Annotated in this window: 12 protein-coding genes and 1 pseudogene; 9 read left to right on the top strand and 4 right to left on the bottom strand. The window is 67.3% G+C overall.

Annotation, left to right across the window (positions count from 1 at the left end):
* Positions 1 to 119: 119 nt before the first annotated feature.
* Positions 120 to 389 (bottom strand): annotated as a pseudogene (locus ACZ60G_RS29070) (DUF7873 family protein); the annotation flags it as partial.
* 445 nt (positions 390 to 834) lie between these two features.
* On the opposite strand from ACZ60G_RS29070, the gene ACZ60G_RS29065 reads away from it, so the two are divergent.
* Positions 835 to 1,512, top strand: a complete 678-nt coding sequence (locus ACZ60G_RS29065; RefSeq protein ID WP_465813891.1) for an NADPH-dependent F420 reductase — start codon at positions 835 to 837, stop codon at positions 1,510 to 1,512.
* A 373-nt stretch (positions 1,513 to 1,885) separates the two neighbouring features.
* Positions 1,886 to 2,701 (top strand): hypothetical protein, encoded by an 816-nt coding sequence (locus ACZ60G_RS29060; protein WP_465813889.1) that lies wholly within the window; start codon positions 1,886 to 1,888, stop codon positions 2,699 to 2,701.
* A gap of 88 nt (positions 2,702 to 2,789) precedes the next feature.
* Here the strand turns inward: ACZ60G_RS29060 and yaaA are convergent, their stop codons facing one another.
* Positions 2,790 to 3,536 (bottom strand): peroxide stress protein YaaA, encoded by a 747-nt coding sequence (gene yaaA, locus ACZ60G_RS29055; protein ID WP_465814166.1) that lies wholly within the window; start codon positions 3,534 to 3,536, stop codon positions 2,790 to 2,792.
* A 58-nt stretch (positions 3,537 to 3,594) separates the two neighbouring features.
* On the opposite strand from yaaA, the gene ACZ60G_RS29050 reads away from it, so the two are divergent.
* The gene (locus ACZ60G_RS29050; protein ID WP_465813887.1) at positions 3,595 to 5,349 is read left to right on the top strand and encodes a proline--tRNA ligase; all 1,755 of its coding nucleotides are present in this window, start codon (positions 3,595 to 3,597) and stop codon (positions 5,347 to 5,349) included.
* A 159-nt stretch (positions 5,350 to 5,508) separates the two neighbouring features.
* Complete coding sequence (locus tag ACZ60G_RS29045; RefSeq protein WP_465813885.1) at positions 5,509 to 7,260, top strand: acyl-CoA dehydrogenase family protein; 1,752 nt, start codon at positions 5,509 to 5,511, stop codon at positions 7,258 to 7,260.
* A gap of 54 nt (positions 7,261 to 7,314) precedes the next feature.
* On the opposite strand, the gene ACZ60G_RS29040 is transcribed toward ACZ60G_RS29045, so the two are convergent.
* On the bottom strand, positions 7,315 to 7,749 hold the full coding sequence (locus tag ACZ60G_RS29040) for a ferritin-like domain-containing protein (protein WP_465813883.1): 435 nt from the start codon (positions 7,747 to 7,749) through the stop codon (positions 7,315 to 7,317).
* A gap of 73 nt (positions 7,750 to 7,822) precedes the next feature.
* Positions 7,823 to 8,449 (bottom strand): hypothetical protein, encoded by a 627-nt coding sequence (locus ACZ60G_RS29035; RefSeq protein ID WP_465813881.1) that lies wholly within the window; start codon positions 8,447 to 8,449, stop codon positions 7,823 to 7,825.
* Positions 8,450 to 8,654: 205 nt separating this feature from the next.
* Here ACZ60G_RS29035 and rimP point away from each other — a divergent pair, with 205 nt between their 5' ends.
* The 5 genes from rimP (at position 8,655) to ACZ60G_RS29010 (ending at position 14,370) form a co-directional block, all read left to right on the top strand.
* Entirely contained in the window at positions 8,655 to 9,368 is a 714-nt protein-coding gene (rimP, locus tag ACZ60G_RS29030) for a ribosome maturation factor RimP (protein ID WP_465813879.1), read from the top strand.
* The gene (nusA, locus tag ACZ60G_RS29025) at positions 9,365 to 10,396 is read left to right on the top strand and encodes a transcription termination factor NusA (protein ID WP_465813878.1); all 1,032 of its coding nucleotides are present in this window, start codon (positions 9,365 to 9,367) and stop codon (positions 10,394 to 10,396) included. Before rimP ends, nusA begins: the two co-directional genes overlap by 4 nt.
* A gap of 176 nt (positions 10,397 to 10,572) precedes the next feature.
* Positions 10,573 to 10,851: a YlxR family protein gene (locus ACZ60G_RS29020; RefSeq protein ID WP_433631088.1), complete on the top strand. Its 279-nt coding sequence runs from the start codon at positions 10,573 to 10,575 to the stop codon at positions 10,849 to 10,851.
* 108 nt (positions 10,852 to 10,959) lie between these two features.
* The gene (gene infB, locus ACZ60G_RS29015) at positions 10,960 to 13,992 is read left to right on the top strand and encodes a translation initiation factor IF-2 (RefSeq protein WP_465813876.1); all 3,033 of its coding nucleotides are present in this window, start codon (positions 10,960 to 10,962) and stop codon (positions 13,990 to 13,992) included.
* Between the two features lie 87 nt (positions 13,993 to 14,079).
* Positions 14,080 to 14,370, top strand: coding sequence for a DUF503 domain-containing protein (locus tag ACZ60G_RS29010; RefSeq protein ID WP_040693064.1), 291 nt, complete (start codon positions 14,080 to 14,082; stop codon positions 14,368 to 14,370).
* Positions 14,371 to 14,387 lie beyond the last annotated feature (17 nt).

The following is a 14,387-nucleotide window of genomic DNA, read 5'->3' as shown; positions in this document are numbered from 1 at the left end:
CTGTTCCAACGCAAGGGAACCCGAGGGCGTAGCCTGCCCTCGGGTTCCTTGGTGCCACCCGAATTCGCGCACCGGGTCGGTGGGATCGGATCAAACTGATACGACTTGTCGGCCCTGGCCTCGCAGTTCGCCCAGTCCTTGGTCGCCGTCACATCGAAGAGCCGGGTCAGCGTCGCGGCCGTCTGGCGCAACACCTCATCGGACTTCACCTGCACCCGCGCCGATTCCGGTGGAAGCTGTTCGCCCTCTTCATCTTTCGGCTGATAGGTGCGCGCGATACCGGACAGCAACCCCGGCTTCTGCAGCTGCCCCTGGGTCTCCGCCAATTCGCGCAGCGCGCCGCTCTTGACGCCCTTCTCCACCGCGATGATCTGATTCAACTTCGTCATCAATTACCTCCCCGGCCGCCCTCGACGCCGTCACATTCCTTGTGCGGCCCTACATTTCGGATGTCCCCCACCGCTCGCCGAACACTACAGACCGATCATTTTCTGCGCCTCCGAGTTTTCGCGTACGGCACGGCTGATGGCGGTCGAGATCATCACGACGGAGGACAACCGAACCGAGCTGCGCGTCGCGTCGACCGCCCGGTTCTCCGCTGCCAGAAGCGCATGGAGCCTGGTGCCGGCGCTGTGCAGCGGTCGCCAGAGCCAACCTCGACACCGAATTCGGCTCCTCGGCCGACTCCAACGCGTCGAGTGCGTCGGATTGTCGCCCGCGCGTGCTGGTGGCGGCGCTGCTCATCGCCGCGGAACTGTGACCGTCAGCCCCGACATCGGGGCGCACCGACGGCATGTCGGAACAATCGCGGCCTCAACTCGGTTGGGACCGGGCATGACAACGCTTGGATTGATCGGCAGCGGGAATATCGGCGGCACGCTGGCACGGTTGGCCGTCGCGGCCGGACTCGATGTCGTGGTCAGTAATTCACGTGGCCCGGAAACGCTGGCGGAGCTGGTGGCCGAGCTCGGGCCGCGGGCGCGCGCCGCCACCGCCGCGGAGGCGGCCGCGGCCGGTGACATCGTCGTGGTCACAGTGCCGTTGAAGAACTACCGGCAGGTCCCGGTGGAGCCGCTGGCAGGCAAGGTCGTCATCGACACCAACAACTACTACCCGGACCGCGACGGCACCTTCCCCGAACTCGAGGACGGCACCACCACCAGCAGCGAGTTGCTGCAACGCCACCTGCCGACCTCGAAGGTCGTCAAGGCCTTCAACAACATTTTCTATCCCCACTTGGCCACCCTCGCCCGCCCCTCCGGTGCCCCCGACCGCTCGGCCCTGCCCATCGCAGGCGACGACGCCGACGCGAAAAAGGCCGCCACCGAACTACTCGACACTCTCGGCTACGACATTGTCGATGCGGGCCCCCTCACCGAAAGCTGGCGCTCTCAGGTAAACACCCCCGTCTACGGCGACCCCTATGCCGCGGACCTCCCGTTCTGGGAGCACCCCGCTGCCCCCGCTCCCGCCGAAAAGATCCGCGCCGCCCTCACCGCCGCGCAGCGCTGACAGCGCTCTGGACGGCACTACGCCGAGCACCCGAGCACGCCACAGGTGGTGTCGCATATCCACTCGACGTCGCGCATAGGTTGCGGCTTGTGCGCGGCGTAGCCCTGTTCTGCGCCAACCTCTGTCACTGTGGCTCGCGTGGCCAGGCAGGGGGCCGCGTGGAGTTATGCACAGCGTGCGAGTTATCCACAATCCGTGGGTTGGGGCTTTCGGCTTGGTGGGGGTGGTCGGGAACATCGGGGGGGTGGAGATACCTCGAACTATTTCCCGGCGGAATGCGCTGGAAGCTGGATTCACCGGACGTGAGCTGAGCAGGCGACCTTGGCAGCGGGTGTGTCGGGGGCAGTACCTGAGTGCGGTCGATATCGACGAAATGACCACTGAACAAAGGCATCTGGTGCTGGCCGGTGCAGTCGCCGCGTGCTCCAGTTCAGCTGCCGTCATCAGTCATATCTCCGCGGCTGTCGTGCATGGTCTGCCGGTGTGGTCGATCCCGTTGGCGCGGGTTCATTTGACCCGCAATCGAAGAACCGGGGCACGCACGGGTAGGCGGGTCATGATGCACGCCGCGTCCATCGAGTCGGACGAGGTGGTGCAGATCGGCGATCTGCGGGTGACGACAGCGGCGCGCACGATCGTCGACCTGGCCAGAACCGTGCCCTTCGAACAAGCTGTCGTCGTCGGTGATGCCGCACTGCGCCTCGGGCGTACCAGCAGTGCCGAACTGGCGGAGCAACTACTGCGCGCGAACGGCCGCCCGGGCTGTCCGGCCGCACGCCGCGTCATCGACTTCCTCGACGACCGCGCCGAGAGCCCCGGCGAATCGCGGAGCCGGGTTGTCTTGTGCGGTGCCGGACTGCCCGCACCGGAACTCCAGTCGACCATCCTGGATATCAACGGCGGATTCGTCGCCCGAGTCGATTTCCTGTTCCCGACGCTGGGCGTCATCGGCGAGTTCGATGGAATGATCAAGTACCGCAACAACTCCCGCCACGCTTCGTCCGAATCCACCGTGATCGCCGAAAAGCTCCGCGAGGACGCCATGCGCGCCCTGGGTTGGGCCGTTGTCCGCTGGACCTGGCCTGACCTGGACACCCCGGACCGCTGGCTGACCCGGCTGGCCCGCGCCGCCGCCTTCGCCTACCGAATCCACCGAGCCGGCACCTGGTGTGCCACCGAGCGCGGATGACCGACGCAACCCACCGACTTCCGCGAGTGCAGCGGTCACACAGAGCCAGCGCATACCTCGCAGAAGGTAGGGAGGCCGCGGCCGTACCTCAGCTGGTGATGATGAGGAGTTCGGTGGGGGAGGCTATTTCGGCGCGGAGGCCGGATTTGGTAGCTATGCGGGCTACGGCGCGGATGTCGGTGGGGTCGGCGCGGGTGAGGACGAGGGCGCGGGCGAGTAGGCCCTTGTGGTGTTTGTTGAAGTGGCTCACCACGGTTCGGGAGCCGTCCGGATGTTCGGTCAGGACATTGGCGGTGATGGCGTCGGGGATGCGGCCGAGCTGCTGGTAGGTGCCCGAGCGCAGGTCGATGACGAGTTCACCGGCGGCCTCGGCGATCAGCGCGTCGGGCAGGACATCGCGCCAGATGGCGGAAAGCGTCGGGAGGCCGGGAAGTTTGGTACCGCCGGAGAGCCGGTAGGCGGGGATGAGGTCATCGGCGCGGACGGCGCCGAACAGGGCTGAGCCGATGCCGAGGCGGGCATAGGCCTTGGCGCGTTGGACCTTGGTGAAGGAGCGGGCATCGAGGGCGTCGTAGAGCACGCCGGTGTAGCGCTCCAGTGCGGGCCGGGTGGCTGACGTGCGCAGCGTCGCATTGCGCGCGATCTCGGTATCAGCCCCCTTGCCGAGGCCGAGCACCGCGCGCGAAGCGTCCGGGTCGGCGGCCAGCTTGACGACCTCGTCGATGAGCCGGTCGCGCACGGCCGTGAGCTGCGGCATCGCCAGCGACTCCAGCTCCAGTGGCACATCGGTTCCGCCATCGGACTTGGTTTCGGAAGGGGGCAGCAGCACCAGCACGAGCGGATAGGGTAATGCGTTGCAGACATCGTCGGGCCAGCGACTACCCTGTCGTTCCGTGATCACCCGCCTCTCCCACCTGTTCCTGCGTACCCTGCGCGACGATCCCGCCGACGCCGAGGTGCCCAGTCACAAACTCCTCGTCCGCGCCGGATATGTGCGGCGCATCGCCCCGGGCGTGTACTCGTGGCTGCCGCTGGGCCTGCGGGTGCTGCGGCGGGTCGAGCAGGTCGTTCGGGATGAGATGAACGCCATCGGCGCTCAGGAGATCTCGCTGCCCGCGCTGCTGCCGCGTGAGCCGTACGAGACCACCAACCGGTGGACCGAATACGGCGACGGACTGTTCCGGCTGCAGGACCGCAAGGGTGCGGACTATCTGCTGGGGCCCACGCACGAGGAGCTGTTCGCGCTCACGGTGAAGGGTGAATACAGCTCGTACAAGGATCTGCCGGTCACGCTCTACCAGATCCAGACCAAGTACCGCGACGAGGAGCGGCCTCGCGCGGGCATTCTGCGCGGCCGCGAATTCATCATGAAGGACTCCTATTCCTTCGATCTCGACGAGGACGGACTAAAGGCGAGCTACAACGCGCATCGCGAGGCCTACCAGCGCATTTTCAACCGGCTCATGGTCAAGTACGTCATCGTCGCGGCCACCTCGGGTGCGATGGGTGGCAGCGCGTCGGAGGAATTCCTCGCGGACAGCCCGGTCGGCGAGGACACCTACGTGGTGTGCCGCGAGTCCGGCTACGCCGCGAACGTGGAGGCGGTGGTCACGCCCGCTGCCGAACCGCAACCCATCGAGGGCCTGCCCGCGGCCGTCGTGCACGACACCCCGAACACCCCGACCATCGCGACGCTGGTGGATTGGGCGAACGGTGCGGGCTTCTCCGCGCAACCGGTCACCGCGGCCGACACCCTCAAGAACATCATGGTCAAGCTGCGCCACCCGGACGGCAAGACCGAACTGCTCGGCATCGGCATTCCGGGCGATCGCGAGATCGACGACAAGCGCCTCGGCGCCGCGGTCGAACCCGCCGAGGTGGAACTGCTCACCGAGGCCGATTTCGCCGCCAACCCGTTCCTGGTCAAGGGCTACATCGGCCCGAAGGCATTGCAGGCCAACGGTGTTCGCTATCTCGTCGACCCGCGCATCGGCACCGGAACCAGCTGGATCACCGGCGCCGACGAGCCGGGCAAGCACGTCGTCGGCCTGGTCGCGGGCCGCGATTTCACCCCCGACGGCACCATCGAGGCCGCCGAGGTGCGCGACGGCGATCCCTCGCCCGACGGGCGCGGCGTCCTGGTATCCGCGCGCGGCATCGAGATCGGCCACATCTTCCAGCTCGGCAATAAGTACACCGACGCGTTCGAGGTCGATGTGCTCGGCGAGAACGGCAAGCCGGTGCGGCTCACCATGGGCTCCTACGGTGTCGGCGTCTCCCGCATGGTCGCGGTGATCGCCGAACAGCAGCATGACGAGAAGGGTCTGCGCTGGCCGCGCGAGGTCGCGCCGTTCGACGTGCACGTGGTCATCGCGAACAAGGACGACTCCGCGCGCGAGGGCGGCGAACAGGTTGCGGCGCTGCTGGATACGGCCGGACTCGACGTCGTCCTGGACGACCGCAAGGCCTCGCCCGGTGTGAAGTTCAAGGATTCCGAGCTGATCGGCGTTCCGTTGGTCGTGGTCGTCGGCCGCGGCTGGGCCGAGGGCAAGGTCGAGATCCGCGACCGCTTCACCGGCGAATCCACCGAGGTTCCGGCCGATTCGGTAGTCGAATCGGTGCTCGCGCAGGTCCGCGGCGGGCGGTAGGTCGGCCTTCGGCAACCGGGAGGGAAGCCCGGTCGACTGAGCCCAGTCGGCCGGGCTTCTCGCATTCGTCCGGACCTACGGTTCCGTAGGCACGATTCGTGGCGCGCGGTAATCCCGGACCCGCTTCTTACTGCTGTTACCCGCTGGTAAGTTAGCGGCATGACGAGCACCGACGCGTTGTTGTTCAACCCCGCCAGCTATGACCCGAAGCAGTTCGACGCCGAGACACGGCGGCTGCTCAAGGCCACCATCGAGTGGTTCGAGTCGCGGGGCAAGCGGCAGCTGCTGGCCGATGACGCGGATGCGGTCTGGGTGTCGGACTTCCTCGAGTTCGTCAAGAAGGAGCGCCTGTTCGCGACCTTCCTGACCCCGGCCGCCTACGCCGACGGTGACGTGAACCGGCGGTGGGACGGTGCGCGCAATGCGGCGCTGTCGGAGATCTTCGGCTTCTACGGTCTCGCGTACTGGTACGCCGAGCAGGTCACCATCCTCGGCCTCGGCCCGATCTGGCAGAGCGACAACGAGGACGCCAAGAAGCGCGCGGCCGCCGATCTCGCCGACGGCCAGGTGATGGCATTCGGTCTGTCCGAGCGCGATCACGGTGCCGACATCTACAACACCGACCTGATCCTGACGCCGACCGAGCCGGGCAGTGCGGATGCCGAGGCCGGCATCCTGTTCCGCGCCAATGGCACCAAGTACTACATCGGCAACGGCAATGTCGCATCGATGGTCTCGGTGTTCTCCCGCCGCGCCGATATCGAGGGCGCGGATGGCTATGTGTGGTTCGCCGCGGACAGCCGCCACGACAACTACGAACTCATCGACAACGTCATCCACGGTCAGCTGTATGTCAGCACCTTCGCGCTGCACGACTACCCGGTAACCGCAGCCGACATCCTGTCCACCGGTCCCGAGGCCTTCTCCGCCGCGCTCAACACCGTCAATGTCGGCAAGTTCAACCTGTGCCACGGCAGCATCGGTATGGTCGAGCACTCGTTCTACGAGGCCATCACGCATTCCAACAACCGCATCCTCTACGGCCGGCCCGTCACCGAATTCCCGCATGTGCGAACGAATTTCGTGGATGCGTATGCGCGCATCGTCGCGATGAAGCTGTTCAGCGACCGCGCCGTCGACTATTTCCGCAGCGCCGGCCTGGAGGACCGCCGCTACCTGCTGTTCAATCCGATGACCAAGTCCAAGGTGACCTCCGAGGGCGAGACGGTCATGACGCTGCTGCTGGATGTGCTCGCCGCCAAGGGATTCGAGAAGAACACCTATTTCGCGCAGGTCTCCCGCTATATCGGGACGTTGCCCCGGCTCGAGGGCACGGTGCACGTCAATGTCGGCCAGATCCTGAAGTTCATGCCGAATTACCTGTTCAACCCGAAGGACTACCCGGAGATCGGCACCCGTGCCGATGCGGCCGACGACGAGTTCTTCTTCCGGCAGGGCCCGGCTCGTGGCGCGGGCAAGGTACAGTTCGCCGACTGGACTCCGGTGTACGAAAAGCACGCCGATCTGCCGAATGTCGCGCGCTTCTACGAGCAGGCCCAGGCCTTGCGCACCCTGCTGACCGCGGCAGCTCCCGATGCCGATCAGCAGAAGGATCTTGACTTCATGCTGACCATCGGCCACCTGTTCTCCCTGGTGGTCTACAGCCAGCTGATCCTGGAGCAGGCCGCTGTCACCGGCCTGGACCGCGACATCATCGAGCAGATCTTCGACTTCCAGATCCGCGACTTCAACGGCCACGCCACCACCCTCTACGGCAAGCCCTCCGCCACCCCCGACCAGCAGGCCTGGGCCGCCTCCGCCCTGCGCCCGCCGGTCACCGACCGTCCCCGCTTCGACCGGGTCTGGGCCGAAGTCGCCGCCTACGACGGCACCTACGAAATGCGCCCGTAGCCACCCGCACCCGCCGCGCACGAATTCGCTGACGAATCCGTGCGCGGCGCGCGGTCAGACCTTGCCTGGGAAGGCGACCGTCGGCGGATTGGCGCCCAGGATCGCTTGCCAGGTGGCCAGGCGCAGCGCGCATTCGGTGAGAGCGTCGACACCCGTCCGGCGGATCGATTCGGAGCTGCCGTTCTCGACGACCGCGCGCCAGGCTACGGCGGTGTCGGTTTCCACCGTGACGGCCAAATTCGCCGCCGGAATCGGATCGTTCACCGGGAACGGCGTGGTGTAGGCCGCGTCCGGTGGCGGCACCGCGACTCCGGACGCCTTCAACGCATCGATGGTGGTGTCGCGGCGGGCACGGTGGGTGGCGGTGTCCTGCGCGACCAAGCGGACTCGCTCGGCGGCGGCGTAGGCCGCGATCACGCCGTAGGCGTACACCGCCGCGTATTCGGCGCGCAACGCGTCGAGCAGGGCTTGGCGTTCGGCTTCGGTCATGTGCGCGTCCCTGTCCGGATCAGTTGAGCGGTGCGCTCGGCATGGCGTGCGAGGTAGGTCGAGGCGGCACGAATCATGCCAGCAACACCCCCGCCTGCGCCGCGCACGATGCGCTGATCGAGGCCAATAGTCCTGCCCGATAACCGGATTGGGTGCGGGCGAGATCACCCGCGGACTGCTGCGACTTGGCCAGCCGGGTGCGCAACTCGTCGATGCTCGGCGGCGTGGTGGGGGATCCGGGTCCGCCCGATGCCGCGGGGGAAGTGCCGGAAGGGGACGGGGAGACTTCGCGGGTACGGTGCGTCGGAGTGGTGCCGTCACCGTAAACGCCGATCACACGGTTGATTTCGGCACGCAGCGCATCCGCGTGTGCGGTGCGTTCGTCCGCGATCGCGGTCAATGCGGCATGCCGCTGCGGCGTCACCGCGATCGCCGCCGTCGCGGCCGCTGCGTCGGCGCGCGCCAGGTTCTCTTGTGCGGCAAGCGGATCCGGCTGATACACCGTCTTGTCCGTACATCCGGCCACCGCGCCGACGGCTAGCACACCCACGGTCGTGCCGCCGGCCAGCCGCAATGCGGTGCGGCGGTCGACGATTCCGGTGCGACCGACACCGGCGCTGCCGTGCTGGGATTGATGCCGGTCGACGGGGATGCCGGAAGTGCACCCGGCGCGCGGCGGGGCGGGGAGGCGGATTGGCACGGCACCATCGTGCCAGATTCGCGCGGCACGGCCGACCGAGCGTCGACCGTGCGGTCGGTGCGAGGCCCGGCGCGCTGTATTGCGGGCGCGTGGCCAGGAAACTTGCTCGAGGCCGCTGGTCCTTTACACTCTCGAGGCGCGTTACGCTAGATCTCCGGTAGAGAAATTTCCCGCCGTCTGACAACTGAACCAGGAGCCGCCCCACATGCCCATGCCGACCGAGGAAAGGGTGAGCCAGCTCGTTGCTGGGCTCGTCGAGCGCCGAGGATTCGACCTCGAGGGTGTCGATATCTCGACGGCGGGCAAGCATGTGGATGCCCAGGCTCGGGTGCAGGTCATCGTCGACAGCGATGCCGCTTCCGATCTCGATGCCATTGCCGGACTGAGTACGGAACTCTCCGAGGCCCTCGACAATGCGGGCGATTTCGGCGAGACGCCCTATCTGCTCGAGGTGACCAGCCCCGGCATCGACCGCCCGCTCACGGCCGACCGCCACTGGCGCCGCGCCCGAGGACGCAAGGTGCGGATCAAGCTACGCACCGGCGCGCCGTCGCCGGATCCGAAGTCATCGGACAAGTTCGAGGCCAGGGTCGGTGTTCTCACCGATGACACGGTGGCGCTGGTGCTCGGCGGGAAGAACAAGCCGCACCGGGTGACGATTCCGCTGGCCGATATCGCCGAGGCCGTCGTCCAGGTGGAATTCAACCCGCCCGGCGCGCGGGAACTGGAACTCGCGGGCGGAGTCGCGCCCGGTCGTCCGCGGCCGGGGCAAGAGGAAGCGGTGGACCCCACCGCCGATGTCCGAGGAACAACCGATGTACCAAATGAACCGACAGGATCTGTAGCCGCTAGCGACTGCTCGCAGGTCGCTCGAAACAACACAGCGTCCGATTCGCCGACCGAAGGGATCGTGGAATGAACATCGAAATCGAAGCCCTGCGCGCGATTGTCGCCGATAAAGGGATCTCGATCGAGACCGTGATCTCCGCGATCGAGTCGGCACTGCTCACGGCCTACCGCCATACCGAGGGCCATCAGCCCAACGCGCGCATCGATATCAACCAGAAGACCGGCGTGGTCCGGGTGATGGCGCGCGAACTCGACGCCGACGGCAATGTGATCTCCGAATGGGACGACACCCCAGAGGGTTTCGGCCGGATCGCGGCGACCACCGCGCGCCAGGTGGTGCTGCAGCGGCTGCGCGATGCCGAGAACGAGAAGTCCTTCGGCGAATTCTCCACCCATGAGGGCGACATCGTCGGCGGCGTGGTGCAGCGCGATGCCCGGGCCAATGCCCGCGGCACCATCGTGGTGCGTATCGGCAGCGAACTGCACGGCACCGAGGGACTGATCCCGCCCGCCGAGCAGGTGCCCGGCGAGAGCTATGAGCACGGCGACCGGATCAAGTGCTACGTCGTCGGTGTCTCCCGCGGCCCGCGCGGCCCGCAGATCACCCTCTCTCGCACCCATCCGAATCTGGTGCGCCGACTGTTCGCGCTCGAGGTGCCCGAGATCGCCGACGGTTCGGTGGAGATCGTCGCGGTGGCCCGCGAGGCCGGACACCGCTCCAAGATCGCGGTGCGCACTACCGTGCCCGGCGTCAATGCCAAGGGCGCGTGTATCGGCCCGATGGGTCAGCGCGTGCGCAATGTGATGAGCGAACTGGCGGGGGAGAAGATCGACATCATCGATTACGCCGATGATCCGGCGACCTTCGTCGGGAATGCGCTGTCGCCGTCGAAAGTTGTCTCGGTCACGATCGTGGATCCCGAGGCCCGCGCCGCACGCGTGGTCGTCCCCGACTTCCAGCTCTCGCTCGCCATCGGCAAGGAAGGGCAGAACGCCAGGTTGGCGGCCCGTCTGACCGGTTGGCGGATCGATATCCGCAGCGATGCCACCCCGGATGCGGGCAGCGGCAGTGTGCGGACGGAGGCGCATCGGAGTTGATCGATTCCCGCGAATCGAGCCCGCCGGATGACATGTTCGTAACTTCCGAAGGGGCGGGGTTCGGTGTTCCGAGCGGGACAGCGGTAGAGTGGTCTCAGGTTCAACGCGAGCCTTCGGTTTCTTTGCCCGAAAGCATCACCGAGCTGACCCCGGCGCACCGACGTCGAGCGGCTCCGATGCGGACGTGCATCGGGTGCCGAAAGCGCGAGTTGGCCGTCGATCTGTTGCGGATCGTGGCGCAGGACTGTGAAACCGGTGACGGTTCCGAGGTTGTTGCGATAGTTCCCGATCCGCGGCGCAGACTTCCCGGACGGGGTGCCTGGCTGCACCCCGTTTCGGTTTGTTTGCGCACCGCAGAACGACGCCGAGCATTCGGCAGAGCACTACGAGTGTCCGGAAAACTGGATATCTCAGCCCTGGAGAAGTACCTCGAGAACAGGCACGAGCACTCATGAGCACACCGTGAAGCACCAACGATGAACGTCCATCGGAGATAACCCGAGGTCGTGCGGGCCCGCCACCCCTAGGCGGAGGCACTGCTCGACCTCTCAGTGAGGAGAGCAGTGGCAGGCAAGGCCCGCGTGCACGAGTTGGCCAAAGAACTCGGTGTCACGAGCAAAGAACTACTCGCAAGGCTCAAGGAGCAGGGCGAGTTCGTGAAGTCGGCGTCCTCGACGGTGGAAGCACCTGTCGCACGTCGACTGCGCGAGTCGGTGGCGGGGAAGTCCGCGCCGACCAACGGCACAGCGAAGTCCGGGTCCCGGCCCGGTCCCGCATCGAGCACCCCGTCCGCGAAGCCCGCCGCAGGTGGCGGTCCGCGTCCGGGCCCACGTACCCCGGCTCCTGCGCCCGCGCAGGCAGCGACCCCGGCGGCTCCGGCCGCCCGTGAGACGGCGGCTCCGGCCGCGCGTCCGTCCGACGCTGTGCGTCCCGGTCCGGCCGCACGTCCCGGTCCGGCCAAGCCCGCCGCCCGGGAGACCGCTCCGGTCCAGGAGACCCCGGCGGCTCCGGCCGCGGAGGCCACCCCGGCGCCGAGTACTCCGGCGCAGAGCGGCCCTCGCCCGACCCCGGGTGGCGCACGTCCCGGTCAGCAGCAGCGTCCCGGTGCTCCGGCGCACGGTGGTCCGCGTCCGGGTGGTCCGGGAGCCGGCCCCAAGCCGGGTCCGAAGACTCCGCGCGTCGGCAACAACCCCTTCTCGTCCGCACCCGATCGTGAGCGTCCCGCGCCGCGTCCGGCCCCGAGCCAGGGTGGACCGCGTCCGGGTCCCGGCCAGGGACCGCGTCCGGGTCCGGCCCAGAGTGGTCCCCGTCCGGGTGGTAGCCAGGGCGAGCGGCGTCCGTCTCCCGGCCAGGGTGGTCCGCGTCCCGGTGGGCCGCGTCCGAGCCCCGGTTCGATGCCGCCGCGCCCGAATCCGGGTGCCATGCCCGCACGTTCGGCCCGTCCGGGTCCGGGCGGCGGCGCCGGTGCAGGTCGTCCGGGTCGTCCGGGCGGTGGCCCGGGTGGCGGCGGCGGTCGTCCCGGTGGCGGCGGCGGTGGCGGTGGCTACCGCGGCGGCGGTGGTGGCGGTGGCACGGGTGCGCCCGGTGCAGGCGCCGGTGCTCCCGCGGCCGGTGGTTTCCGCGGTCGTCCGGGTGGCGGTGGCGGCGGTCGTCCGGGTGGTCCCGGTGGCCGTGGCGGTGCGGCCGGTGCGTTCGGTCGTCCCGGTGGCGCCCCGCGTCGTGGCCGTAAGTCGAAGCGGGCGAAGCGCGCCGAGTACGAAAGCATGCAAGCCCCGGCCATCGGTGGCGTGCGGCTGCCGCGCGGTAACGGTGAGATCATCCGTCTCGCCCGCGGCGCTTCGCTGTCGGACTTCGCGGAGAAGATCGATGCGAACCCGGCCGCCTTGGTACAAGCCCTGTTCAACCTCGGTGAGATGGTCACCGCGACCCAGTCGGTGAACGACGAGACCCTCGAGCTGCTCGGCAGCGAGATGAACTACGTCGTGCACGTGGTCAGCCCCGAGGACGAGGACCGTGAGCTGCTGGAATCGTTCGACCTGACCTACGGTGAGGACGAGGGCGGCGAGGAAGACCTCGAACAGCGTCCGCCGGTGGTGACCGTCATGGGTCACGTCGACCACGGTAAAACCCGACTGCTCGACACCATCCGTAAGGCCAACGTCCGTGAGGGCGAGGCCGGTGGCATCACCCAGCACATCGGCGCCTACCAGGTGCTCACCCATCTGGGCGATAACGATCGGCTCATCACCTTCATCGACACCCCGGGTCACGAGGCGTTCACCGCCATGCGTGCCCGTGGTGCGAAGGCCACCGATATCGCGATCCTGGTGGTCGCCGCCGACGACGGCGTCATGCCGCAGACGGTGGAGGCCATCAACCACGCGCAGGCGGCCGATGTGCCGATCGTGGTCGCGGTCAACAAGATCGACAAGGAAGGCGCGAACCCGGACAAGATCCGGCAGCAGCTGACCGAATACAACCTGGTTGCCGAGGAATACGGTGGCGACACCATGTTCGTCGACATCTCCGCCAAGCAGGGGACCAATATCGAGCAACTGCTCGAGGCGGTCCTGCTGACCGCGGACGCGGCGCTGGATCTGCGGGCCAACCCGGACATGGACGCACAGGGTGTCGCCATCGAGGCGCACCTCGACCGCGGCCGAGGCCCGGTGGCGACCGTGCTCATCCAGCGCGGCACGCTGCGCGTCGGTGATTCGATCGTGGCGGGCGACGCCTACGGTCGCGTTCGCCGCATGGTCGACGAGCACGGCGACGATGTCGTCGCGGCGCTGCCGTCGCGGCCGGTCCAGGTCATCGGCTTCACGTCGGTGCCGGGCGCCGGTGACAACCTGCTCGTCGTCGACGAGGACCGGATCGCTCGCCAGATCGCCGACCGTCGCAATGCGCGCAAGCGCAACGCACTGGCCGCGCGCAGCCGCAAGCGGATCAGCCTGGAAGATCTGGATGCCGCGCTGAAGGAGACTTCGGAGCTCAACCTGATCCTCAAGGGCGACAACTCCGGTACCGTCGAGGCCCTCGAGGAGGCGCTGCTCGGTATCCAGATCGACGACGAGGTGCGCCTGCGGGTCATCGACCGCGGTGTCGGTGGCGTCACCGAGACCAATGTCAACCTGGCGTCGGCGTCGAACGCGATCATCATCGGGTTCAACGTCCGGGCCGAGGGCAAGGCGACCGAGCTGGCCAACCGCGAAGGTGTGGACATCCGGTACTACTCGGTGATCTACCAGGCCATCGACGAAATCGAGAAGGCCCTCAAGGGCATGCTCAAGCCGATCTACGAAGAGGTCGAGCTGGGCCGGGCGGAGATCCGCGCGATCTTCCGTTCGTCGAAGGTCGGCAATATCGCCGGTTGCATGGTCACCTCGGGTTCGGTCAAGCGCAACGCCAAGGCGCGCCTGCTCCGCGACAACATGGTGGTCGCCGAGACGGTCACGATCTCCACCTTGAAGCGGGAGAAGGACGACGTCACCGAGGTCCGCGAGGGCTTCGAATGCGGTATGACGTTGACCTACAACGACATCAAGGAAGGCGACGTGATCGAGGCCTACGAGCTGCGCGAGAAGCCGCGCGACTGATTTGTTCGTCGGTAGTCCGGTCCGGCCACCAGCGCTGGACCGGACCACCGAGACAATCTTTCGTAGGCACCGATACAGGAGGCTTGGGTGTACCTGGGTGCACTGGAGTTCGACATCCTGCTCGGAGATGTGCACTCGCTGAAGCAGAAGCGTTCGGTGATCCGGCCCGTGCTGGCCGAATTGCAGCGTTTCGGCGTGAGTGCCGCCGAGGGTGGGGAACAAGACCGCCACCGTCGCTCATTGCTCGGAGTCGCCATGGTCAGTTCCGGTATGGATCACCTGACCGAGGTACTCGACAAATGTGAGCGTCACGTCGCGGCTCGTCCGGAGTTAGAGTTGCTGGCAGTGCGCCGCAGGATCTTCGGACCCGAAGACTGAGCCGCGGCGGGAACGAC

The organism is Nocardia sp. NPDC102475, assembly GCF_055584605.1.
This window is presented reverse-complemented; position numbering and strand designations above follow the sequence as displayed.